At 69.9% G+C, this 21,852-nt stretch carries 21 protein-coding genes, 1 tRNA gene and 1 pseudogene; 11 read left to right on the top strand and 12 right to left on the bottom strand.

Features of this window, described 5'->3' with window-relative positions; all coding sequences use genetic code 11:
* Nucleotides 1-95: 95 nt before the first annotated feature.
* Entirely contained in the window at nucleotides 96-779 is a 684-nt protein-coding gene (locus ACFYV5_RS14390; RefSeq protein ID WP_355110557.1) for a TetR/AcrR family transcriptional regulator C-terminal domain-containing protein, read from the bottom strand.
* Between the two features lie 113 nt (nucleotides 780-892).
* Here ACFYV5_RS14390 and ACFYV5_RS14385 point away from each other — a divergent pair, with 113 nt between their 5' ends.
* Nucleotides 893-1,621, top strand: a complete 729-nt coding sequence (locus tag ACFYV5_RS14385) for a DUF4386 domain-containing protein (protein WP_355110556.1) — start codon at nucleotides 893-895, stop codon at nucleotides 1,619-1,621.
* Nucleotides 1,622-1,901: 280 nt separating this feature from the next.
* Here the strand turns inward: ACFYV5_RS14385 and ACFYV5_RS14380 are convergent, their stop codons facing one another.
* Genes ACFYV5_RS14380 through ACFYV5_RS14355 form a run of 6 tightly spaced genes read right to left on the bottom strand, consistent with a single transcriptional unit; the run spans nucleotide 1,902 to nucleotide 5,991 of the window.
* Complete coding sequence (locus tag ACFYV5_RS14380) at nucleotides 1,902-2,558, bottom strand: contact-dependent growth inhibition system immunity protein (protein ID WP_389168339.1); 657 nt, start codon at nucleotides 2,556-2,558, stop codon at nucleotides 1,902-1,904.
* Between the two features lie 12 nt (nucleotides 2,559-2,570).
* On the bottom strand, nucleotides 2,571-2,870 hold the full coding sequence (locus ACFYV5_RS14375) for an RNase A-like domain-containing protein (RefSeq protein ID WP_355110554.1): 300 nt from the start codon (nucleotides 2,868-2,870) through the stop codon (nucleotides 2,571-2,573).
* Between the two features lie 40 nt (nucleotides 2,871-2,910).
* Nucleotides 2,911-3,471 carry a hypothetical protein gene (locus ACFYV5_RS14370; RefSeq protein ID WP_389168336.1) on the bottom strand — a complete coding sequence of 187 codons (561 nt, stop codon included), beginning with the start codon at nucleotides 3,469-3,471 and terminating at the stop codon, nucleotides 2,911-2,913.
* Between the two features lie 24 nt (nucleotides 3,472-3,495).
* A complete protein-coding gene (locus ACFYV5_RS14365) occupies nucleotides 3,496-5,265 on the bottom strand; it encodes an RNase A-like domain-containing protein (RefSeq protein WP_389168334.1) in 1,770 nt (589 codons plus the stop codon).
* Nucleotides 5,265-5,570, bottom strand: a complete 306-nt coding sequence (locus tag ACFYV5_RS14360) for a WXG100 family type VII secretion target (RefSeq protein WP_355110551.1) — start codon at nucleotides 5,568-5,570, stop codon at nucleotides 5,265-5,267. The genes ACFYV5_RS14365 and ACFYV5_RS14360 overlap by 1 nt, the downstream gene beginning before the upstream one ends.
* A 19-nt stretch (nucleotides 5,571-5,589) precedes the next feature.
* Nucleotides 5,590-5,991 carry a WXG100 family type VII secretion target gene (locus ACFYV5_RS14355; RefSeq protein WP_389168331.1) on the bottom strand — a complete coding sequence of 134 codons (402 nt, stop codon included), beginning with the start codon at nucleotides 5,989-5,991 and terminating at the stop codon, nucleotides 5,590-5,592.
* A gap of 834 nt (nucleotides 5,992-6,825) precedes the next feature.
* Between ACFYV5_RS14355 and ACFYV5_RS14350 the strand changes: the two are divergent.
* The 4 genes and pseudogenes from ACFYV5_RS14350 to ACFYV5_RS14335 form a co-directional block, all read left to right on the top strand.
* Nucleotides 6,826-6,969: pseudogene (locus ACFYV5_RS14350) on the top strand (PRC-barrel domain containing protein); the annotation flags it as partial.
* A gap of 147 nt (nucleotides 6,970-7,116) precedes the next feature.
* Complete coding sequence (locus tag ACFYV5_RS14345; protein ID WP_355110548.1) at nucleotides 7,117-7,269, top strand: hypothetical protein; 153 nt, start codon at nucleotides 7,117-7,119, stop codon at nucleotides 7,267-7,269.
* A gap of 119 nt (nucleotides 7,270-7,388) precedes the next feature.
* Nucleotides 7,389-8,924 carry a UDP-N-acetylmuramoyl-L-alanyl-D-glutamate--2,6-diaminopimelate ligase gene (locus ACFYV5_RS14340; protein WP_389168329.1) on the top strand — a complete coding sequence of 512 codons (1,536 nt, stop codon included), beginning with the start codon at nucleotides 7,389-7,391 and terminating at the stop codon, nucleotides 8,922-8,924.
* A gap of 546 nt (nucleotides 8,925-9,470) precedes the next feature.
* Nucleotides 9,471-10,745, top strand: a complete 1,275-nt coding sequence (locus ACFYV5_RS14335) for a M23 family metallopeptidase (protein ID WP_389168327.1) — start codon at nucleotides 9,471-9,473, stop codon at nucleotides 10,743-10,745.
* 88 nt (nucleotides 10,746-10,833) lie between these two features.
* On the opposite strand, the gene ACFYV5_RS14330 is transcribed toward ACFYV5_RS14335, so the two are convergent.
* A tRNA-Gly gene (locus tag ACFYV5_RS14330) sits at nucleotides 10,834-10,904 on the bottom strand.
* Nucleotides 10,905-11,297: 393 nt separating this feature from the next.
* Between ACFYV5_RS14330 and dcd the strand changes: the two genes are divergently transcribed.
* Entirely contained in the window at nucleotides 11,298-11,873 is a 576-nt protein-coding gene (gene dcd / locus ACFYV5_RS14325; RefSeq protein WP_073811299.1) for a dCTP deaminase, read from the top strand.
* 13 nt (nucleotides 11,874-11,886) lie between these two features.
* A complete protein-coding gene (locus ACFYV5_RS14320) occupies nucleotides 11,887-12,384 on the top strand; it encodes a phosphoribosyltransferase (protein ID WP_355110546.1) in 498 nt (165 codons plus the stop codon).
* Nucleotides 12,385-12,871: 487 nt separating this feature from the next.
* On the opposite strand, the gene ACFYV5_RS14315 is transcribed toward ACFYV5_RS14320, so the two are convergent.
* The 3 genes from ACFYV5_RS14315 to ACFYV5_RS14305 all read right to left on the bottom strand — a co-directional run bounded on the left by ACFYV5_RS14315 (nucleotide 12,872) and on the right by ACFYV5_RS14305 (nucleotide 16,827).
* Nucleotides 12,872-13,741: a Yip1 family protein gene (locus ACFYV5_RS14315; protein WP_389168324.1), complete on the bottom strand. Its 870-nt coding sequence runs from the start codon at nucleotides 13,739-13,741 to the stop codon at nucleotides 12,872-12,874.
* 183 nt (nucleotides 13,742-13,924) lie between these two features.
* Nucleotides 13,925-16,177, bottom strand: coding sequence for a (Fe-S)-binding protein (locus ACFYV5_RS14310; protein WP_355110544.1), 2,253 nt, complete (start codon nucleotides 16,175-16,177; stop codon nucleotides 13,925-13,927).
* 143 nt (nucleotides 16,178-16,320) lie between these two features.
* Complete coding sequence (locus ACFYV5_RS14305) at nucleotides 16,321-16,827, bottom strand: sugar transferase (RefSeq protein ID WP_389168321.1); 507 nt, start codon at nucleotides 16,825-16,827, stop codon at nucleotides 16,321-16,323.
* 248 nt (nucleotides 16,828-17,075) lie between these two features.
* On the opposite strand from ACFYV5_RS14305, the gene dnaK reads away from it, so the two are divergent.
* From dnaK to ACFYV5_RS14285, 4 genes are all read left to right on the top strand, one after another.
* Nucleotides 17,076-18,920: a molecular chaperone DnaK gene (dnaK, locus tag ACFYV5_RS14300; RefSeq protein ID WP_389168319.1), complete on the top strand. Its 1,845-nt coding sequence runs from the start codon at nucleotides 17,076-17,078 to the stop codon at nucleotides 18,918-18,920.
* On the top strand, nucleotides 18,920-19,588 hold the full coding sequence (gene grpE / locus ACFYV5_RS14295; protein WP_355113407.1) for a nucleotide exchange factor GrpE: 669 nt from the start codon (nucleotides 18,920-18,922) through the stop codon (nucleotides 19,586-19,588). Before dnaK ends, grpE begins: the two co-directional genes overlap by 1 nt.
* A 72-nt stretch (nucleotides 19,589-19,660) precedes the next feature.
* Complete coding sequence (gene dnaJ / locus ACFYV5_RS14290) at nucleotides 19,661-20,851, top strand: molecular chaperone DnaJ (RefSeq protein WP_355113405.1); 1,191 nt, start codon at nucleotides 19,661-19,663, stop codon at nucleotides 20,849-20,851.
* A 4-nt stretch (nucleotides 20,852-20,855) separates the two neighbouring features.
* Entirely contained in the window at nucleotides 20,856-21,311 is a 456-nt protein-coding gene (locus tag ACFYV5_RS14285) for a heat shock protein transcriptional repressor HspR (protein ID WP_355113403.1), read from the top strand.
* A gap of 68 nt (nucleotides 21,312-21,379) precedes the next feature.
* Here the strand turns inward: ACFYV5_RS14285 and ACFYV5_RS14280 are convergent, their stop codons facing one another.
* Nucleotides 21,380-21,847: a hypothetical protein gene (locus ACFYV5_RS14280; RefSeq protein ID WP_389168316.1), complete on the bottom strand. Its 468-nt coding sequence runs from the start codon at nucleotides 21,845-21,847 to the stop codon at nucleotides 21,380-21,382.
* Nucleotides 21,848-21,852 lie beyond the last annotated feature (5 nt).

The following is a 21,852-nucleotide window of genomic DNA, read 5'->3' as shown; positions in this document are numbered from 1 at the left end:
CGACGACGTGCTGCATTGCTGCCCGCGCGCAACCACTGGCCCCGGCTGGGCCGGGTTTCCCTCTCCCTCCGATGCCGGATCAGTCCCCGCACCCGCTACGCCTTCCGCGCGGATGTCCAGCCCTGGCGGCGGAGGCTTTCGAAGCCGTCCAGGAGGAGATCCAGGGCGAATTCGAACTCGAACTGGTCGTCGCAGCCGCCACCGACCGTGGAGCCCTCGTCGTGTGCGGCCGTCGCGGCCAGTTCCGCGATGTGCGGGTAGCGCGCCGCCAGCCCGGGGTCCGGTGGGCCGGAGGGGCCCGAGGTGTCGAACAGTTCCTGGCTGAATCCGAGGAGGCGGCTGCCCATCGCGTGCATGACGTGGTGCGTGAGGTCGGCGGAGAGGCCGCCGTCCCGGAAGCTCCCGGCCATCGAGTCCAGGTAGGCAAGCACGGCTGGGGTGGGGCCGGTCCGCGACTCGATGACCCGGACCGCCCAGGGGTGGCGCAGCAGGACCCGCCGGGCCGAGAGGATCCGCCCGCGGACCACGCGCTGCCAGTCGGGGCCTGCGGCCGGCGGGTCGATCTCGCGGACGACGGCGTCGGCCATGCCGTCGAGCAGCTCCTCCTTGTTGGCCACGTGCTTGTAGAGGGCCATCGGTACGACGTCCAGCTCCTGCGCGAGCCTGCGCATGCTGAGCGCGTCGATGCCGGTGACGTCGGCGATCGCGACGGCGGCGCGCAGGATGCGGTCCCTGTTCAGGGGGATCCGTTGCGCGCGCGTGGCTTCCTGCCGGGTCATCTCGCTTCGGCCCTTCTCTCCTCGACAGCGCCTCTCCTTGACGAGTGTACGCCGTACACCTATGGTCACTGCCAGGTGTACGGCGTACACCACACCGAGCGAGGGGTGCCTAGATGAGTCCGGACCGGAGAACCGCGGTGGCCGCCGGGTCGCTGTTCCTACTGACCGAGGCCGCCGCGATAGCCGGGGCGGTTCTGTACCGCCCCCTGCTGGGCGCGGCGGACGGCCGGCTCGCGCAGGGCGCCGACACGCGGGCACTGCTCGGGGCGCTCTGCGAGGTGGTGCTGGTGGTGGCGGTGGCCGGCACCGGGGCGGCGCTGTTCCCCGTCCTGCGGCGCCACGGTGAGGGGCTCGCGCTCGGGTACGCCTTCGGGCGGCTGCTGGAGGCGGCCGTCATCGCCCTCGGGGTCGTCGCCGTCCTGGCGCTCGTCACCCTGCGGCGGGACGCGGGGGCGGCGGACGGCGCCGATGCCGCACTGGTGGCCGTGCACGACTGGACGTTCCTGCTCGGGCCCAACATCGCCCTCGGCCTGAACACCGTCCTGCTCGCGTACCTGGCGTACCGCGCGCGGCTCGTACCGCGCTTCATCGCCGTGCTCGGGCTGGTCGGCGGACCGCTGATCTGCGCCTCGGCCGTCGCCGTGATGTTCGGGGCCTACGCGCAGCTCTCCGTGGCGGGGGCGGCCGCCGCGCTCCCGGTATTCGCCTGGGAGCTGGGGCTGGCCGGGTGGCTGATCGTCAGGGGGTTCCGGCCCGGCTCGGGCGCCGCGTCCGGGGCAGACGGAGAAGTGACTGATCCGGCACTGCGAGATCTGGACAACGAACAAGCCCCAGGTCGCTGACCTGGGGCTTTGCTATGGAGCGGATGACGGGAATCGAACCCGCGCTCTGAGCTTGGGAATCACCGACGCGCGAAGGTGGGTCGACGCGCCCCTGAACTGCGGAAACACCCGTTGGTGGCACTCATCCCGCAGGCTTCTGGGAATCCGTGCCGACCACTGCTGTCCGCTGTGAAGGGCACGGCCGGGGCACGAGTGAGCCGACGGCCCACAAACCGCGGTCGGCCTTCCGGGCGGCCGCGACTCCCTCCGGACGAGCGAGGCGCGGCCATCAAGGCTCGGATCAGACGCCGGACAGCGTCGTCGCCACCGACTGGAACCAGGCGCCGTAGGAGAACGGCGCGGGCGGGCCGACCTCCATGCCGAGTTCGACGGCGGCCAAGGCGTAGTCGCCTTCGTCCAGGGGGAGGGCGAGCAGTTCGTGGAGTTCGCCGACGAGGCGGGCGACCAGCTGGGGATGGGTGGTGGCGGCGTAGTCGGCGACGGCGGCGTCGTGGTCGGGGAACTCGTCGACGATGTCCTGGGAGAACCAGCCGCCGAGCAGTTGCGCGGTCTCCGGGAAGCGGGCGTGCCACTCCCAGTGCGTCTGCGGGGACGACGGTTCCGGGGCGTCGCCTTCCTCGATGCTCTTTTTCAGGTGGTCGGCCAGGACCATCAGCCAGTCGCCGATCTCGGACTGGGGCATCCCGGTGTCCGGGATCGCGTAGAACTCGCCCAGGTCGCGCCGGATGCGGCCCGGAGGGTTGCGGCTGTACTCGCGCAGCTGCCGCTCCGCCTCCGCGATGGCGGCGGGGCGGGTGTGCCAGGTGTGCCGGAGGTACGCGTCCAGAGCGCGGCTGCGCCGCTCCGGGGTGTCGTCGGCCGGCTGCCCCAGGTACGCGCGCATCACCTGGTCCAACTCGCCGTACCGGCGGTCGTGTTCGAGGGGCTTCATGGACATCGGCGTACGCCCCTACAGGTAGAACGGAAAGGTCGTGTGGACGACGAAGCCGTACGGGCTCGACGCCTCCCGGCGCAGCACCACGCGCGCCGCCCGGACGTCGACCGGCCCGAGGCCGGCCAGCAGGTCCCCCTCCAGCTGCACCCGCCCCACGGGCTCCTCCCGCGAGGGCCAGGCCGCCTCGATGGTGAGCCGGGGCCGGGTGCCCTGGGCCAGCCAGCGGTGGATGACCTGCTCGTTGGCGGTCACCACCTGCTGGGTCGCCCACTGGGCGGTCTCCCGGTCGGAGTAGGAAGCGGAACGGGTCAGCACGGGGGCATCCTCTCAAATCGCCTGGTCGGCGGCTGGGTCGTCAGTCGGAGAACGTCCAGAACAGCCCGACCTCGGTATCCGACACGACGACGAGGCCGCAGTCCTCCATCAGGACGCTCAGCGGGTTGTACCCCAGGCTCTGCAGCGTGAAGTCGAGGGTGCCGGGTGCGCTGCCGGTCTTGCTGACGTTGGTGTGATAGGTGGCCTTGTCGCCGTAACGGGCCAGGATCGTGCGCGCCATCGCCCTCAGCTCGTCCTCGGACTCGTCGAAGTACCGGAGGTTGTCCAGGGTGCAGCCGGCCTCGGTGAGGGCCAGGAGCAGGTTCTCGGCACTGTCCCTGTCGATCTCCTTGAGGCGCGGCGCGACGTACTCCGGGGGGTGACCGGCGAAGGGCCACATCGGGTTCGCCTCCCGCTCGGGGTCCTTCTCCGCGTCATCGACACGGGCCCACTCCCGAGGGTCCGGCACCGCCCGGGCCATCAGCGCGAGGACATCGAGAGTCCAGTCCTGGTGGCGGCGCGGTCCGGTGGCGATGTATGCGTACGCGTCCCTGTACAGGTGGCGTACCGCGGCGTCCCAGGAGATCCGGTCGGTGAACATGAGGTGCGAGCCTTCCTCAGAGGGCTAGGGCTTGTAGGGCATCGACGTCATGACCGTGAAGGGCGGGTTGCGACTGCTGTCGTACCGGATGCGCGTGTCGATGCCGGTCACGTCGTACGCCTTGGCCTCCATTCCGCCCTCTTTGTACCCGGACTTCGGGTCGTTCGGGTCGACCGGCTGCTTGAACACGCTTCTGCCGCTGGTCTCGCCGTTCGGCGCGGTCGAAAGGAACTTCTCGACCTTGCCGTCCTCCGGCGGCGGCGGGCCTTTGATCCACGCCTCGATGGCGGCCTTGTTCTGGTTGAGGTTGTACTCGGTCAGCTGCTCCGCCCGCTGGTAGTTCGGGAAGGATGAGGCGGCGCCGGGGTATGGCTTGCCGTACGGCCAGGCCTGGGTCGGCCCGGCCGTCTGCTGGTCGCGCAGGCGCTGTGTCAGCTGCTCGTCCGTCTTGCCGACGTGCTTGTCGAGGGTGTGGCCGTGCTCGAAGTATTCGTTGGCGGCGAGGTTCAGGTCGTACTTGCCGGCCGAGTCGACCTTCAGCCAGACCTGCGACTCCTTGAACTCCTCCAGGGCGCGCATGCCGAAGCCCTGGGCGCGGGCGACGCCGGCCTCGAACTTGGGGGCGCTCAGGTACGCCTCGTCCAGCGGCCCCTTCAGCGCCTCCATGCGGGTGGTCAGCCCGTCGAGGATGCCGGTGTACGTGTCCACGATCCGGTTGAGCTTCGCCGTGTTGATGTTGAGGACGGTCTTGACGTCGAACGAGAGGACCAGGCCGGCGCCCTTGCCGATGAGGGAGGTGACGCCGGTGAGGAGGCTCTTGGGGCCCTTGGGCCTGGCGAGGTCGTCGATGATCTCCTTGGCGGCCTCCAGCATGGCGCGGTGGATCTCGTCGATGACGTCGCGGTTCAGGTCGACGGCCGCCTCGGCGTACTCGCGCAGGATGGTGGCGATGTCGTCGGCCGTGTCCTTCAGTACGGCCAGGACCGGCTGGCTGCCGGTGGGGGTGTGGGGCGTGCCCGGACCGGAGTTGGCCGTCTGGCCCCACTGCTTGCCGTGCCGCGACCGACCCCAGGAGGTCGCGCCCCACAGCGCGCTGCAGAACGTCTTCATGGCGGCTTCCCACTCCGCCTGCTGGGGGTTGGTGATGGCGCCGACGGCCTGGGTGAGCTGGTCCGCGCCCGTCGTCGCGGCGATGGAGACGTTCATCCAGCTGTGGCACAGGGAGTTGAGGTAGTGCTGCTGGGGGTACGGGAAGACGTCCGCGACCCGCCCGATCCGGAACACGTTCCGGCACAGCGGCTGGAGGACGTCCCGGACGATCTCGGGGATGCCCTCCATGATGCGCCGCTCGATGTCGTCGCCGCCGTCGTCGTCGCCCCACTTGATGAGGGGCATGGGGCCGAAGTCGGGGGCCTTGTCGATGACCGCGGGCCGCGGGCGCTGCTCGGCCGTCTTCCCCGGCTTGGGGTGGGCGGCCGCATCGGCCCTGGTGTAGGCGTTGGCCGTCTCGGTGAACCCGACCGCGACGCCGCCGACGCTGAGCACGGACCGGCCCCAGACCTCCAGCCAGCGGTCGCCGATCTTCTTGTACGCCTGGGCGAACCTCTGGGCCTCGGTACCGGCGCCTCCGGCGTCGGGGTACTTGCCGAGCTCCTCCATGAGCCTGTTGGCGGCCCGCACCAGGAAGTCCTGTTGCGCGGCGACCCGCCCGGAGGCCGCCCACAGGTCGCTGGGCTTGACGTCGATGGTGCCGTTGCCGCCAGGCGACTGGGCGGGCGTGGAGGGCCCTGCCATCAGGCGCCGCCTCCCCAGCCCTCGAGTACGGACCTGTTGGCCGCTGCGTAGTTGAGGTGCCCCGTGACGACGACCTCATGGAGCCAGGCCTGGGCGGCCTTGAGGTCGTCGGCGGAGCGACTCCACTTGTCCAGTTCGTCTATGAAGGCCTCGCGGGCCTCGCCGTCCCAGGTCAGTACGACCTTGGTGACGCGCCCGTACAGCGTCTCCAGCTTCCCGTTGAGGGTACGGAGGATGTCCTCCAGGTCCCCCGAAAGGCGCTGCAGGGTGGCGAAGTCGACGGTGATCCGGTCTTCGTCGGGCATGGTGCTGATCCCCCGTGGTTCAGACGTCCAGAATGCGGCTCTTCGGCTGGCCGGCGTCCTGCGCGGGCGCCGGGTCGGGCACGGTGAGGGCGCGGGCGGCGGCGGACACGTCCTCCCCGTCCTGCATCCGCCGGATCCGGGCGAGGGTGTCGAGCTCCTGCTCGGTGAAGCCGTCGCGCGAGGCGCGCATGGCCGCTTCGAGGAGGACCATCACCTGGCGGATGCGTACGGCGTCCTCGGCGACGCCGGTGTGCAGGGAGCGGTACGCGGTGGCGGTGGGTCCCTGCCAGCCCGCGGCGATCTTGTCGACGACCCCGTCCATGGTGCGGGTCTGCTGTTCCAGATAGCGCTGCATCTCGTCGAGGTCGTTGGCCAGCCTGGTGAGGCCGTCCTCCGACACGTCCAGATCGGCGTTCCGCATCCTGAGCCCCCGCTCGGCGCACTGTCGCACGCGTGTTTGCCTGTACGACTGTTCACCCTATGAGGTGTGCCCTCTCGATCGAAGGCGGGGGCTGTGTAAGGGCTGGACAACGACGAAGCCCCAGATCGCTGACCTGGGGCTTTGCTATGGAGCGGATGACGGGAATCGAACCCGCGCTATAAGCTGGGGAATCACCGCCGCCCGCCTGATCATCCGGCCTCTGACCTGCGGGAACATGCTCTGGTGGCACTCATTCCACAGGCTCGTGGACACCCGTGTAGACCGCTGTTGTCCGTCCTGAGGGGCACGGGTGGGGCACGAGGCGCCGACGGCCGCCCTCACCCATCGACCGCCCACCGCGCGGCCGCGATCGCGCCCAGAAGGAGCGGGCCAGGCCCTCAAATGCGCCCTCGCACGCCCCGCGGATGCCCTCCGGGCCTTTCTCGCTCGTACTCGGCGGGCTGGATGAGCCGACGCCGTGCGCCTCCTGCCTTATGCCCTGGGGAGAGACCTCACTTTGGCTCGTACGAGCAATGCCCGGCTGCGTGGAAACGGTCGCACGCGTGCCGCTCTCGCGCCGGCGACGCTGACAGCGTCGGCATCGGGGGCGCGACGGCATGCGCGACTCGCCGGTCCGATCAGCCAGGGCTGTCCCGTACCTCACCCTCGCCCATGACCAGACCGGCACCGGAGCCGGCCCTGCCCGGACACCCCCTTCCGCAACACGCTTCAGGTAAGTGCTGCTTGATCCGGACAACGACGTAGCCCCAGGCCGCTGACCTGGGGCGGGGCTGCGACGATCCGACGGTGAGCCCGGGCTGTGTGAGGTTCGCCCACGACAAGGCGCTGGTGAAGCAGTGCCCTTCGATCGGTACGGACGACGTACTGCCCGCCGGGCACGAGGAAGCGGTCTTCCGGCACTACGAACTCCCCTACAAGCCCGGGGCGAACAGCGAACACCAGCTGGCCCGCCGCTGAGCCCCCACCGACCGAGGAGGCAGCACTCAAGACCTGGCTGGCGTGGCTGGGGAGGATTTCGGCCGGCCGCCGCCGTGACGGACCGGTGGCCTTCATGCGCCGGCAGAGGCGGTCCTCGGGCCGTTGGGCGGGCCGTACACTCGGCCCATGGGTCGCACACGTTCCTCGAGGCAGTGCCTGCAGCAGGCCGCCTACAAGATGCGCCCGGCCGCCGGGGTTCCGACCGTCGTCGGCCCGACCGGCGCGGCCCTCGCCACAGTGCCCAAGACGCGCCGCACCGCCCTGCACGGCCACGGCTAGCGCATCGCGCCTCCGGCTCCTCCGCTCCACATCACCACAGCAGCTTCCCGGCATGCCGCCGGCACTGCCGCCTGGCTACGGCCGCACGCCCGGGCCCGAGCCCCCTCGAAGGGATCATTGTGAAGCTGAGCGCATTGCTGGCCGGGCAGGAACACCACGTTCTCCTGGGTGATCCGGACACGACGTTGATCACCGCGGGAATCACCTTCGACGCCGACCGGGTGACGCCGGGCTCGCTCTTCATCGCCGTACCCGGACACCGGGAGGGCGGCCCGGGCTCCGTCTCGCCCGCCTTGGCCCGAGGCGCCGCCGCCGTGCTCGTCGACAGCAGCGAACCCGCCCTGCCGGCCGGGGTATGGCCCGCGGGCACCTGCGCCGTCCGGGTACCCGACGCGCGGACGGCCGCCGCGGTGGTCGCCTCCCGCTATTTCGGCGAGCCCGGGCGGCAGATGGAGATGGTGGCGATCACCGGCACCAACGGGAAGACCTCCGTCTCGTACATGGTCGAGTCCGTCCTGCGGATCGCCGAGGGCTCCAGGGTGGGGGTCATCGGCACCGCCGGAAGCAGGATCGGCGACGAGCCGATCCCCATGCCGCCATCAGTGCTGACCACGCCGGAATCCCCCGACCTGCAGTACCTCCTGGGGTGCATGCGCGACCGTGGGGCGGACGGCGTGGTGCTGGAGGCAACCTCGATGGCGCTGCTGACACACCGGGTGAACCGTACGTTCATCGACGTCGGGGTGTTCACCAACCTGACGCAGGACCATCTGGACGACCACGGGACGATGGCGGACTACCGGGACGCCAAACTGCGACTCTTCCAGGGCCTGTGCCGGCGCGCGGTGGTCAATGCCGACGACCCGGTGGGCGCGTCCATCGTGTCGATGATGCCGGGTGACGTGACCACGTACGCCCTGGATCGCCCGGCTGACTATCGGGCCACCGACCTCGTGGTGAGTGCTTCGGGTACGCGGTTCGCACTCCACCACGACGGACACGCCTACCCGGCCTCGATCCCCGTCCCCGGCCGGTTCTCGGTGGCCAACGCGCTGGCCACGGTGGCAGCCTGCCACGTGCTGGGGCACGAGCTGGGCCCGCTGGTCGACGCGCTCGACCGGATGCCGCCCGTCCCGGGCCGGATGGAACGCTTCCGAACCCCGCCGGGCACGTCGGTGATCGTGGACTACGCCCACTCGCCGGACTCCCTGGACAAGGTCCTGGCCACCATCCGGGGCTTCGCCCGCGGCCGGGTGATCACGGTCTTCGGCTGCGGCGGAGACCGCGACACCACCAAACGGGCCGAGATGGGCCAGATCGCCGGGACCCATTCCGACCTCTGTGTCCTGACCTCGGACAACCCCCGCAACGAGGACCCTGAGGCCATCCTGGACCAGGTCGCCCCCGGCCTCACGGCGACCGGAACCCCCTTCCGGCGCTACACCGACCGCCGCCAGGCGATCGCCTTCGCCCTGTCCGCGGCGGGCCCCGACGACACGGTCCTGATCGCCGGCAAGGGCAGCGAACCACACCAGATTGTCGGCGAGAAGCTGCTCCCCTTCAGCGATATGGCCACGGTGCGCGAACTGGCCCAGACCCAGGCCGTACGCAGTACCGGGCGCCCCGCGGCCGGACCACCGCCGCTGTCGAAGTGAACCCCGTGCGGACGAGCACGCGCGGCACCTTCAACGGCGCCGGAACCGGACGCTTGGTGCTGTGACCGCGTGCTCGTTGTGCTGGGTGGAAGCGACGACACCTCCACCCAGGACGCTTGTGGCTGCCACCGCGGTGGCGCCGTTCCTGAACCTCGATACAGACAACGAAGAAGGCCCAGGTCGTCGACCTGGGCCTTCTCTCAAGAGCGGATGACGGGAATCGAACCCGCGCTATAAAGCTTGGGAATCACCGCTGCTTCGGCCGCCCATACGGCCTCTGACCTGCGGACAAGCCTCTTCGCGGGTCCTTCCGGGAGGCTCTGCTCCCACCCGTGGTGACCGCTGTTCACCGTTCTGGAGGGCACGGATGAGGCACGTGCCGGCCCCCGCTCGGCGGTCCGGTGCGGCTGGACGGGTGTAGTTCGGCGCCTGACTCCGGCGCCGTCCGCCGGGAGCGCCGCTCGGCCGGATTACATGGGCCTGCGCCTCGGCGTGGGGCGTGCCGGTGCCCTTCACGGTCCCGGACCCGACGACTGGAAGAGCACCATGGCAGAGCGCCACCCTCGCAACCGCACCGGCCGCGGCCCGCTACGTCGCGGGCTCGCCGCCGCCGTGCTCGCGGTCGGCATGCTGACGGCTTCGACGGCACCCGGATACGGGACCGGCCCGACCACGCCGGCGCCCGGCCCCCAGTTCACGCCGTTGACGGCGGCCGTGATGACCGAACCGGCGCCGTTCCGCGCCACGGACGGCAAGACGCACCTCTCGTACGAACTGCTCACCACGAACGCGCTGCCCAGCAGCGCACGGGTGCGGCTGGACCGGGTCGAGGTCAGGGACGCCCGCACGCACCGGGTGGTGGGCTCGCTGAGCGGGCAGGCGCTGGCCGACGCCGCCAACCCGGTGGGCGACCCCCTGCCGGGTGCGGACGGGTACACGCCGGCGCCCCCGGGGCCGACGCCGACCGTCATCCCGGGCTCCCAGCAGTGGGTCGTCTGGCTCGACCTGGTCCTCGACCGTGGTAAGCGGGTGCCCAAGGTCCTCGAGCACCACCTCTCGGGTTCCGTCCTCACCGCCTCCGGCTCCTCCCCGTTCGAGGAGACGGTCCAGATCACCCCGACCGACCGCACCGCGCCGCTGAACCTGGACGCGCCGGTCCGTCCCGGCACCTGGTACTCCAGCGAGTCGTGCTGCGGCAACACCCACCACCGGCGCGGCCTCGGCCCGATCAACGGCCGCTTCTACGTGCCGCAGCGCTTCGCGATCGACTGGTACCGGGTCGGCGAGCAGGGACAGACCTGGGAGGGCGACCCCGCGCGGCTCACCAGCTACCTGAGCTACCGGCAGCCCGTCGTGGCGGCGGCCGGCGGCAGAGTGGTGGAGGTCCAGGACGGGATCCCGGACAACACGCCGCCCGTTACGCCGCCGGTCCCGCCGATCGAGCAGACCGTCGGCAACCACGTAACCGTGGAGGTCGCGCCCGGCCGCTACCTGCTCTACGCCCACCTGACGCCCGGCTCGCTCAAGGTCCGGGAAGGCGACCACGTCGAACCCGGCCAGGTCCTCGGTCTGATCGGCAACAGCGGCAACTCGACCACGCCACACCTGCACTTCCAGGTGATGACCACGCCCGAGTTCTTCCCGACCGACAGCCCGCCGTTCACCTTCCGGAAGTTCCGCGTCGTCGGGCAGGTCGAACCCCGCCTCTGGGACGACAACCTGGGCACCCAGCCGACCGGCGTCCTCCCGATCACGCCCTCGCCGTACGACGGCCCCCACCACGCGCGCTATCCGCTCGACCGTGAGGTGCTGGAGTTCTGACCGCTCCCGGCCGGCCCCGACGCGTGACGCCCGGAGAGCCCCGGACAACGACGAAGGCCCTGGTCTCTGACCAGGGCCTTCGTTCACGAGCGGATGACGGGAATCGAACCCGCGCTATAAGCTTGGGAAGCTCATGTTCTACCATTAAACTACATCCGCGCAGCGGTCCGAAGATCAGTACCGCAGACTCCGACACTGTACCTCATACCGCAGTCGAGGCGTACCGCCCCGTGACGGAGTGCCGCCTGGAGTGGTGTCCCGTTGATCCCCTAATGTGGCTGTCTCGTCCACCACTTGTCGGGGAAGGGACTTGATGGGTTCGATGGAGCGCACCGTCGTCCGCTGTGCCGAAGGGCATGTGTTCAGTACCGCTTCGTTCCCGCTGCAGCAGCTCGGTGCCGGGCGGATCGGGCCAGGGCGGCTCATTCGGTGTCCACGGTGTGCGCGGTTGCGGCATGCGGTGCCCGTGGAGCTTGAGCGGCGCTGATGGCGTCCGGGGCGTGGAGTCTTCCCGATTGGGGGAGCTCCGCGCCCTCTGCGTATCGTGGGGGCGTGCTTCTCTCAGACAAGGACATCCGGGCCGAGATCGATGCCGGACGGGTGCGCATCGACCCGTACGACGAATCCATGGTGCAGCCCTCGAGCATCGACGTGAGGCTTGACCGCTTCTTCCGGGTGTTCGAGAACCACCGGTACCCCCACATCGACCCCGCCGTCGAGCAGCTCGACCTGACGCGCGAGGTCGAGCCGGAGGGTGACGAGGCGTTCATCCTGCACCCCGGTGAGTTCGTGCTCGCCTCGACCTACGAGGTCATCACGCTGCCGGACGACATCGCCTCCCGCCTGGAGGGCAAGAGCTCCCTCGGGCGGCTCGGGCTCGTCACGCACTCCACCGCCGGGTTCATCGACCCCGGGTTCTCCGGGCACGTCACCCTGGAGCTGTCGAACCTCGCCACCCTGCCGATCAAGCTGTGGCCGGGGATGAAGATCGGGCAGCTGTGCATGTTCCGGCTGAGTTCGCCCGCCGAGTTCCCGTACGGCAGCGAGCGGTACGGCTCGCGCTACCAGGGGCAGCGGGGGCCGACGGCCTCGCGCTCGTTCCTGAACTTCCATCGGACCCAGGTGTGAGGCGGCAGTCGTCATGAGTGAAGTACGCGAGAACCTGACGTACGAGGGCTTCGGGCGCGCGATCCGCGAGCTCGCGCAGACCATCGCCGACGACGGCTACGAGCCCGACATCGTGCTCTCCATCGCCCGCGGCGGCGTCTTCGTCGCCGGCGGCCTGGCCTACGCCCTCGACTGCAAGAACATCCACCTCGTGAACGTGGAGTTCTACACCGGCGTCGGTACGACGCTGGAGATGCCGGTCATGCTGGCGCCCGTGCCGAACGCGATCGACTTCTCCGACAAGAAGGTCCTGATCGCCGACGACGTCGCCGACACCGGCAAGACCCTCAAGCTCGTCCACGACTTCTGCGTCGACCACGTCGCCGAGGTCCGCTCCGCCGTCGTCTACGAGAAGTCGCACTCCCTCGTGAAGTGCGAGTACGTGTGGAAGAAGACCGACGAGTGGATCAACTTCCCCTGGTCGGTCGAGCCGCCCGTCGTGAAGCGTGAGGGACAGGTCCTCGACGCCTGACCACTGCGAGCGGGAGCCGGCCTCGGTGCTCCTCGTCGACATGGGCGTGAACGGCCCGGAGAATCGCCCGCAGCACCGGGCGTGAGGCCCAGGGGGCCGTCTCGGCGAGGCCGGCGACCGGCTGTGCCGCTCCGGTCGGATCCGGCAGTGCGGATCCTGCCGAACCTCGGCTCGGCCTCCCAGGCGGCCATCGGAAGCCGGTCGAAGTCCGGGACCGGTTCCCGGCTTTGTAGGCGGAGCATCGCCGACAGGAGCCGGAGGAACTCGGGCCCGGGTACGTCCCCGCCGACAGTGTCGCCGGGTCCCTGTCCGCCACCTCGTCCGAGACGAGGTCGAGCAGCGCGGCGACGGGGGCGAGGGGCATGGCCCACTCGGCCTGCGGCGCGTTTCTGATCGTCCGGCAGAGCCGCGCCAGTTCGTCCTCGAGTGTCCGTACGGGAAAGGCCCCCGCCGTCGCCCGGCGGGGGCCTCTCTCGTACGTACGTCGTTACAGCGTGCCCAGCTTGATGAGGGACAGCAGCGCGACCAGCTGGATCGACGAGGCGCCCAGCGCCTTCGGCCACGGCAGGTCGTGCGAGCGGCTCACCATCGTCGTGAACAGCGCGGCCGCCGCCAGCCAGGTGATCCAGCCGAGAACCTGCACCAGGCCGTTCTCGCCGCCCAGGAAGAGCGCGAAGACCAGGCGGGGCGCGTCCGTGATCGACATGATCAGCATCGACAGGCCCACGGTCGGCTGCCAGGTGCCGTCACCGCCGAGCTGGCGGGCCAGCGTGTGCGTGACCGCGCCCAGGATCAGACCGGCGATCACGAAGCCGACGCCCGTCATCAGGACGTACGGGATCGCCGTCGAGAGCGTCGCGTTGATCGCCTCTTCGCGCGCCTGGTCGAAGCCGAAGATCGCCAGCAGGCCGTAGAGGAAGGTGACGACCAGCGCAGGGCCCCAGACGGCGTGGTCCCGCATCTGCAGGAACGTCGGCGCCGGGCGCAGGACGATGCCGCTCAGGAGGGCCTTCCAGGGCAGGCGGGGGCCCGTGGGGACGGGGGTGGCGCCGGCCTGGTACGTCGCCCCGCCGCCGTAGGGGTCCTCGTTCACGCTGAACATCTGCGTGTGCCCCGGGGTGTTCGCCGCGTAGTGCTGCTGCTGGTGCTGCTGCTGCGCCCCGTGCGGGTCTCCGAAGTACTCCGGCTCCCCGTATCCGCCGCCGCCGTGCGAGCCCTGCGAGCCGTGCGAGGCCTGCGGGGGCCACTGCTGCTGCGGGTGGGGCGGCGGGGCCGCGTTGTACCCGTACGGCGCCTGCTGCGGTTGTTGTTGCGGGGGGCGGTTGTCCCGGCCGCGTCCGTTCCTGAATCCAGCCACGTCATCGAACGTACCCGGTCCCGCGGTGAGGGGCTCAATCGCCACCGAGCTTGCCGCCGAGCTGTGACATCCCCTAGGGGGTGTCAGGGACCCGGACGCCGCCTCGTACGCCGCCTCACGCGTACGATAAGGGCCGCCCCGCGAGCATCGCGGGGCGGCCCTTCTCGTACGTACGCGGCCGGACTACTCGGCCGACACCGGCTCCGCCACGGACTCCTCCGGCTCCGGCTTCGCCTTCACCGAGTCGAGGAGCAGCTGCGCCACGTCCACGACCTGCACGGACTCCTTGGCCTTGCCCTCGTTCTTCTTGCCGTTGACCGAGTCGGTCAGCATGACCAGGCAGAACGGGCAGGCGGTGGAGACGATGTCCGGGTTGAGGGACAGGGCCTCGTCGACGCGCTCGTTGTTGATGCGCTTGCCGATCCGCTCCTCCATCCACATCCGCGCACCGCCGGCGCCGCAGCAGAAGCCGCGCTCCTTGTGGCGGTGCATCTCCTGCTGACGCAGGCCCGGGACGGCCGACATGATCTCGCGCGGAGGCGTGTAGACCTTGTTGTGGCGGCCCAGGTAGCAGGGGTCGTGGTACGTGATCAGACCGTCGACCGGGGTCACCGGGATCAGCTTGCCCTCGTCGATGAGGTGCTGGAGCAGCTGCGTGTGGTGGATGACCTCGAACTCGCCGCCCAACTGCGGGTACTCGTTCGCGATCGTGTTGAAGCAGTGCGGGCAGGTCGCGACGATCTTCTTGGCCGACTTCGGCTTCTTCGTCGACTCGTCCTCGTCATCCTCGCCGAACGCCATGTTCAGCATCGCGACGTTCTCCTGGCCGAGCTGCTGGAACAGCGGCTCGTTGCCGAGGCGGCGGGGCGAGTCACCCGTGCACTTCTCCTCGCCGCCCATGATCGCGAACTTGACGCCCGCCATGTGCAGCAGCTCCGCGAAGGCCTTGGTGGTCTTCTTGGCCCGGTCCTCCAGGGCGCCGGCGCAGCCGACCCAGTAGAGGTAGTCGACCTCGGTGAGGTCCTCGACGTCCTTACCGACGATCGGGACCTCGAAGTCGACCTCCTTGGTCCACTCGACGCGCTGCTTCTTGGCCAGGCCCCAGGGGTTGCCCTTCTTCTCCAGGTTCTTGAGCATCGTGCCGGCCTCCGAGGGGAAGGCGGACTCGATCATCACCTGGTAGCGGCGCATGTCGACGATGTGGTCGATGTGCTCGATGTCGACCGGGCACTGCTCGACGCAGGCGCCGCAGGTGGTGCAGGACCACAGGACGTCCGGGTCGATGACGCCGTTCTCTTCGAGCGTGCCGATCAGCGGGCGCTCGGCCTCGGCGAGCGCGGAGGCGGGCACGTCCTTCAGGGCCTCGGCGGACGCCTTCTCGTTGCCCTCCATGTCCTTGCCGCCGCCAGCGAGCAGGTACGGCGCCTTGGCGTGCGCGTGGTCGCGCAGCGACATGATCAGGAGCTTGGGGGACAGCGGCTTGCCCGTGTTCCAGGCGGGGCACTGCGACTGGCAGCGGCCGCACTCGGTGCACGTGGAGAAGTCGAGGATGCCTTTCCAGGAGAACTGCTCGACCTGGGAGACACCGAAGACGGCGTCCTCGGCCGGGTCCTCCCAGTCGATCTCCTTGCCGGCGGTCGTCATCGGCTGGAGCGCGCCGAGGGCGGTGGAGCCGTCGGCGTTCCGCTTGAACCAGATGTTCGGGAAGCCGAGGAAGCGGTGCCACGCCACACCCATGTTGGTGTTGAGCGAGACCGTGATCATCCAGGTGAAGGACGTGACGATCTTGAGCGCCGCGAAGAAGTACGTGAGGTGCTGGATCGTGCTGAGGTCCAGGCCGTCGAGCAGCGCGATCAGCGGGTACGAGGCGAAGAAGCCGGGCTCCCAGCCGGTGACGTGGTGCTGGACGCCCTCCAGGGCGCGCAGCGTCATGATGCAGACGCCGACGATCAGGATGACGGCCTCGACGAAGTACGCCTGGCCGGTCTTGGAGCCCGCGAAGCGGGACTTGCGGCCCGCCCCGCTCGGCCGGTTCAGCTGCCGGATCACGATGAGGGTCAGGATGCCGAGCACGGTCATCAGGCCGAGGAACTCGGTGAAGATCTCGTACGGCAGCCAGTCGCCGATGATCGGGATCAGCCAGTCGGCCTGGAAGAGCTGGCCGAAGGCGTTGACGATCGTGAGCAGCAGCGAGAAGAAGCCCACCGCCACGAACCAGTGCGCCACGCCGACGACGCCCCAGCGGTTCATCCGGGTGTGGCCGAGGAACTCCTTGACCAGCGTGATGGTGCGCTGTGTGGGGTCGCCGGTGCGCGTGCCCGCGGGCACGGGCTGGCCGAGCTTCACGAAGCGGTAGATCTGCGCGATGGCGCGGCCGAACAGCGCGACGGCTACCACCGTGATGACGATCGACACGATGATCGCGGCGAGTTGCATGAAGGGCTCCTCGGGCGGGCCTGCGAGGCGGAGTACCGACACTGCCGAGTGTGGCACTACTAAGCGGTAACTTATTCAGTCCGTGCTGAGATTACCGTCTCGCGGTGCCACGCTGTAGCGGCGCTCGCGGTGATCTGTGTCGCTCAGGCAAGCCTTGCCGGTCGGGTGTGCCCCGCCGCCGCGCGACGTCTTCGGACTGCTGGAAGCGTACGCGCCAGGATGGCGAGATCCATCCCCAGCCAGTGATGGTCCACATAGTGGAGATCGAGCAGCTCACGCTCCTCCCAGGGCAGCTCCGAGCGCCCGCTGATCTGCCACAGCCCGGTGACCCCCGGTCGTACCGAGAGCCGGCGGCGCGCCTCGCCGGTGCACTCGCGGTGTCCGGGGGTGAGGGGGCACGGCCCGACCAGGGACATCTCGCCCCGTACGACATGGAGCAGGAGCGGCAGTCCGGCCAGCGGGCTCTTCGTACGGAACGTGACCATCGTGAAGGCGCGACCGCCCCGGCCGGCGACGCTCCGGCGGCGCACCACCCCGCCCGCCCCGGCCGTGGAGAGGGCGAGGGAGAGGGCGACGGCCGAGATCAGCGGGGACAGGACGGCCAGCAGGAAGAGTCCGCCGAGGAGGTCGAGTGCGCGCTTGGCCGTCATTCCCCACACCCTTTCGAGGGACATTCATGGGATATTCGTGGGATATGCCCGCTATGCCCGGCAAGGGCACTCCGGACTCTCTCATGAGGAGAGGGGCCCGGTCCGGGAATGACGCGCCACCGGCTTCTCTTTGAGCGGGCGGCAGGGCGAAGAGTTGAGTCGCCTCGACTCAGGTCTGTTGACGGGTTCGGATCCGTCATGCATCCTTGAGTCAGTTCCACTCAAGTCGGTCAGCTGGAGGAATCGAAATGGCACGTGCGGTCGGCATCGACCTGGGCACGACTAACTCCGTCGTCAGCGTTCTGGAAGGCGGCGAGCCCACCGTCATCACCAACGCCGAGGGCGCCAGGACCACGCCGTCCGTCGTCGCCTTCGCGAAGAACGGCGAGGTGCTCGTCGGCGAGGTGGCCAAGCGTCAGGCGGTCACCAACGTCGACAGGACCATCCGGTCGGTCAAGCGCCACATGGGCACCGACTGGAAGATCGAGATCGACGGCAAGAACTTCAACCCGCAGCAGATGAGCGCCTTCATCCTGCAGAAGCTGAAGCGCGACGCCGAGGCGTACCTGGGCGAGAAGGTCGTGGACGCGGTCATCACCGTCCCGGCGTACTTCAACGACTCGGAGCGTCAGGCCACCAAGGAGGCCGGTGAGATCGCGGGCCTCAACGTCCTGCGGATCGTCAACGAGCCGACCGCGGCCGCCCTGGCCTACGGCCTGGACAAGGACGACCAGACGATCCTCGTCTTCGACCTCGGTGGCGGCACCTTCGACGTGTCGCTCCTGGAGATCGGCGACGGCGTCGTCGAGGTGAAGGCCACCAACGGTGACAACCACCTCGGTGGTGACGACTGGGACCAGCGCGTCGTCGACTACCTGGTGAAGCAGTTCGCCAACGGCCACGGCGTCGACCTGGCCAAGGACAAGATGGCTCTCCAGCGTCTCCGCGAGGCCGCGGAGAAGGCGAAGATCGAGCTGTCGTCCTCCACCGAGACGTCGATCAACCTGCCGTACATCACGGCCTCCGCCGAGGGCCCGCTGCACCTGGAGGAGAAGCTCACCCGGGCTCAGTTCCAGCAGCTGACCGCGGACCTCCTCGAGCGCTGCAAGACGCCGTTCCACAACGTCATCAAGGACGCGGGCATCAACCTGTCCGAGATCGACCACGTCGTTCTCGTCGGTGGCTCCACCCGTATGCCGGCCGTCGCCGAGCTCGTCAAGGAGCTGACCGGTGGCCAGGAGGCCAACAAGGGTGTGAACCCGGACGAGGTCGTCGCCATCGGCGCCGCCCTGCAGGCCGGTGTCCTGAAGGGTGAGGTCAAGGACGTCCTGCTCCTCGACGTGACCCCGCTGTCCCTCGGTATCGAGACCAAGGGCGGCATCATGACCAAGCTGATCGAGCGCAACACGACGATCCCGACGAAGCGTTCGGAGATCTTCACGACGGCCGAGGACAACCAGCCGTCGGTGCAGATCCAGGTCTACCAGGGCGAGCGCGAGATCGCGGCGTACAACAAGAAGCTCGGCATGTTCGAGCTGACCGGTCTGCCGCCGGCCCCGCGTGGTGTCCCGCAGATCGAGGTCGCGTTCGACATCGACGCCAACGGCATCATGCACGTGACCGCGAAGGACCTGGGCACGGGCAAGGAGCAGAAGATGACCGTCACCGGTGGCTCCTCGCTGCCGAAGGACGAGGTCGACCGGATGCGCCAGGAGGCCGAGCAGTACGCGGACGAGGACCACCGTCGCCGCGAGGCCGCCGAGACCCGTAACCAGGGCGAGCAGCTCGTCTACCAGACGGAGAAGTTCCTCAAGGACAACGAGGAGAAGGTCCCGGGCGAGGTCAAGACCGAGGTCGAGACCGCCGTCGCCGAGCTGAAGGAGAAGCTCAAGGGCGACGACACCGCGGAGATCCGTACCGCCACCGAGAAGGTCGCGGCCGTCTCCCAGAAGCTCGGCCAGGCCATGTACGCCGACGCCCAGGCCGCGCAGGCCGCCGGCGGCGACGCCCCGCAGGGCGAGGCCAAGGCCGATGACGATGTCGTCGACGCCGAGATCGTCGACGACGAGCCCAAGAAGGGTGGCGCTGCCTGATGACGGAGGAGACCCCGGGCTTCGAGGAGAAGCCCGACGTCCCCTCCGGCGCCACCCCTGACGACGCCGCCGACGCCGTCGAGGCCGCCTCCACGGAGGACGGCCCGGCGGCCCCGGCCGGGGACGCAAGCAGCAAGAGCTCGGCCGAGACCGCTGGTCTCACCGCCGCGCTGGACCAGGCCCGCAGCGCGCTCTCCGAGCGCACCGGGGACCTCCAGAGGCTCCAGGCCGAGTACCAGAACTACCGCCGCCGCGTGGAGCGGGACCGGGTCACGGTCAAGGAGATCGCCGTCGCGACCCTCCTGACCGAGCTCCTGCCCGTGCTCGACGACGTCGGCAGGGCCCGGGACCACGGCGAGCTCGTGGGCGGGTTCAAGTCGGTGGCCGAATCGCTGGAGACCGTCGTCGCCAAGATGGGTCTGCAGCAGTTCGGCAAGGAGGGCGAGCCCTTCGACCCGACGATCCACGAGGCCCTGATGCACTCGTACGCGCCGGACGTCACCGAGACGACCTGCGTGGCGATTCTGCAGCCGGGGTATCGGATCGGCGAGCGGACCATCCGGCCCGCGCGCGTGGCGGTGGCCGAGCCCCAGCCCGGGGCGACGCCGGCCGCGAAGGAAGAGAAGTCGGCCGACGAGGAGAGCGGTGCCCCCGAGGACGGTGCGTGACCTGGTCCCACGTGGGACCGGGGCACGTGCCCTGCGGGGTGACGCAATGATCGTCCGGGAGGAGGGACGTCGATGAGCACGAAGGACTTCGTCGAGAAGGACTACTACAAGGTTCTCGGCGTCCCCAAGGACGCCACGGACGCCGAGATCAAGAAGGCGTACCGGAAGCTCGCCCGCGAGAACCATCCGGACGCCAACAAGGGTGACGCGAGCGCCGAGGCGCGCTTCAAGGAGATCTCCGAGGCGAACGACATCCTCGGTGACCCCAAGAAGCGCAAGGAGTACGACGACGCCCGCGCGCTCTTCGGCAACGGCGGCTTCCGGGCCGGACCGGGCGGTGCGGGCGGCACGTTCAACTTCGACCTGGGCGACCTCTTCGGCGGCGCCCAGGGTCCCGGCGGCCCGGGCGGGGCGGGCGGCTTCGGCGGCGGCCTCGGCGACGTCTTCGGCGGCCTGTTCAACCGGGGCGCGGGCGGCGGCGCGGGTCCGCGCACGCAGCCGCGCCGCGGTCAGGACATCGAGTCCGAGGTGACGCTCAGCTTCACCGAGGCCGTGGACGGCGCCACCGTGCCCCTGCGGATGTCCTCCCAGGCGCCCTGCAAGGCCTGTTCGGGCACCGGCGACAAGAACGGCACGCCCCGCGTGTGCCCGACCTGCGTCGGCACCGGCCAGGTCTCGCGCGGCGGCAGCGGCTCCTTCTCGCTCACCGACCCGTGTGTGGACTGCAAGGGCCGCGGCCTGATCGCGGAGACCCCCTGCGAGGTCTGCAAGGGGAGCGGACGGGCCAAGTCCTCCCGCACCATGCAGGTTCGTATCCCCGCCGGTGTCTCGAACGGGCAGCGGATCCGGCTGCGCGGCAAGGGCGCTCCGGGCGAGCGCGGCGGCCCGGCCGGCGACCTCTATGTCGTCGTCCATGTCGACGCCCACCCGGTGTTCGGCCGCAAGGACGACAACCTGACCGTCACCGTGCCCGTCACGTTCGACGAGGCGGCGCTCGGCGGCGAGATCAAGGTGCCGACCCTGGGCGGTCCGGCGGTCACGCTGAAGCTGCCCGCCGGCACTCCCAACGGCCGGACCATGCGCGCCCGCGGCAAGGGCGCGGTCCGCAAGGACGGCACGCGCGGCGACCTGCTGGTGACGGTGGAGGTCGCGGTGCCCAAGGAGCTCGACGACAAGGCCCGCGAGGCCCTCGAGACCTACCGTCAGGCGACGGCGGGCGAGGATCCCAGGGCAGAGTTGTTCCAGGCCGCGAAGGGAGCTTGACGCGATGGACCGACCAGGACGTAGCCGTAACCCCTACGAGCTGACCGACGAGAGCCCGGTGTACGTCATCTCGGTGGCGGCCCAGCTCTCGGGCCTGCATCCGCAGACCCTCCGGCAGTACGACCGCCTCGGTCTGGTCTCGCCCGACCGCACAGCGGGCCGGGGCCGGCGCTACTCGGCCCGCGACATCGAACTGCTGCGCACCGTTCAGCAGTTGTCGCAGGACGAGGGCATCAACCTGGCGGGCATCAAGCGCATCATCGAGCTGGAGAACCAGGTCGCGGCGCTGCAGCAGCGCGTCGCCGAGCTGTCGGCGGCCGTCGAGGGCGCGGCGGCGACGATGCGCCAGCGCGAGGCCCAGGTGCACGCCTCGTACCGGCGCGATCTGGTGCCGTACCAGGACGTGCAGCAGGCGAGCGCGCTGGTGGTCTGGCGCCCGAAGCGGCCCGGCGTCGAGTAGCCGGCTGTTCCCGTACGTGACGAGGCCCCCTCCGCTTCCTGGCGGAGGGGGCCTCGCCGTCGCCCGGGTTACGGGATGAGCTCGCCGACGATGTCCCCGACCGTCTCCCACCACGGCGAGGCGCCGGTCCCGAACGCGGCGGCCAGCGCGGTGCCGACGGCGCGGTCGCGGGGGGTCGCGCCGGGCTTCCAGTCGTCGATGACCCGGCCGTTGCCGGAGGACAGCAGGTCGCCGATCTTCCGGCCGCCGCGGGTCAGCCGGCTCTTGTCGTACCCGCTGGGCACCAGGCGGTAGCGCGTCCCGTCGACGCGGGCGTCGACCCGGTAGGACCACCGCAGCAGCCGCCCCCGCGCGGGCCGGATGCGGGCGGGCCGCCCGTCGACGGTGAGGGTGAGCAGGGCGGGTTCGCGGGTCCCGATGGGGACGTGCGGGTTCACCGGGGCCCCCGGGGCCCGGACGAGCTCCACGGTCGGCATTCCGTACCCGGACACCCGCAGGGTGCCGGCCGGGCCATCCAGGTCGATCTGTACGTCCATGGGTG

The organism is Streptomyces sp. NPDC003035 (assembly GCF_042888285.1).
GTDB lineage: Bacteria > Actinomycetota > Actinomycetes > Streptomycetales > Streptomycetaceae > Streptomyces.
This window is presented reverse-complemented; position numbering and strand designations above follow the sequence as displayed.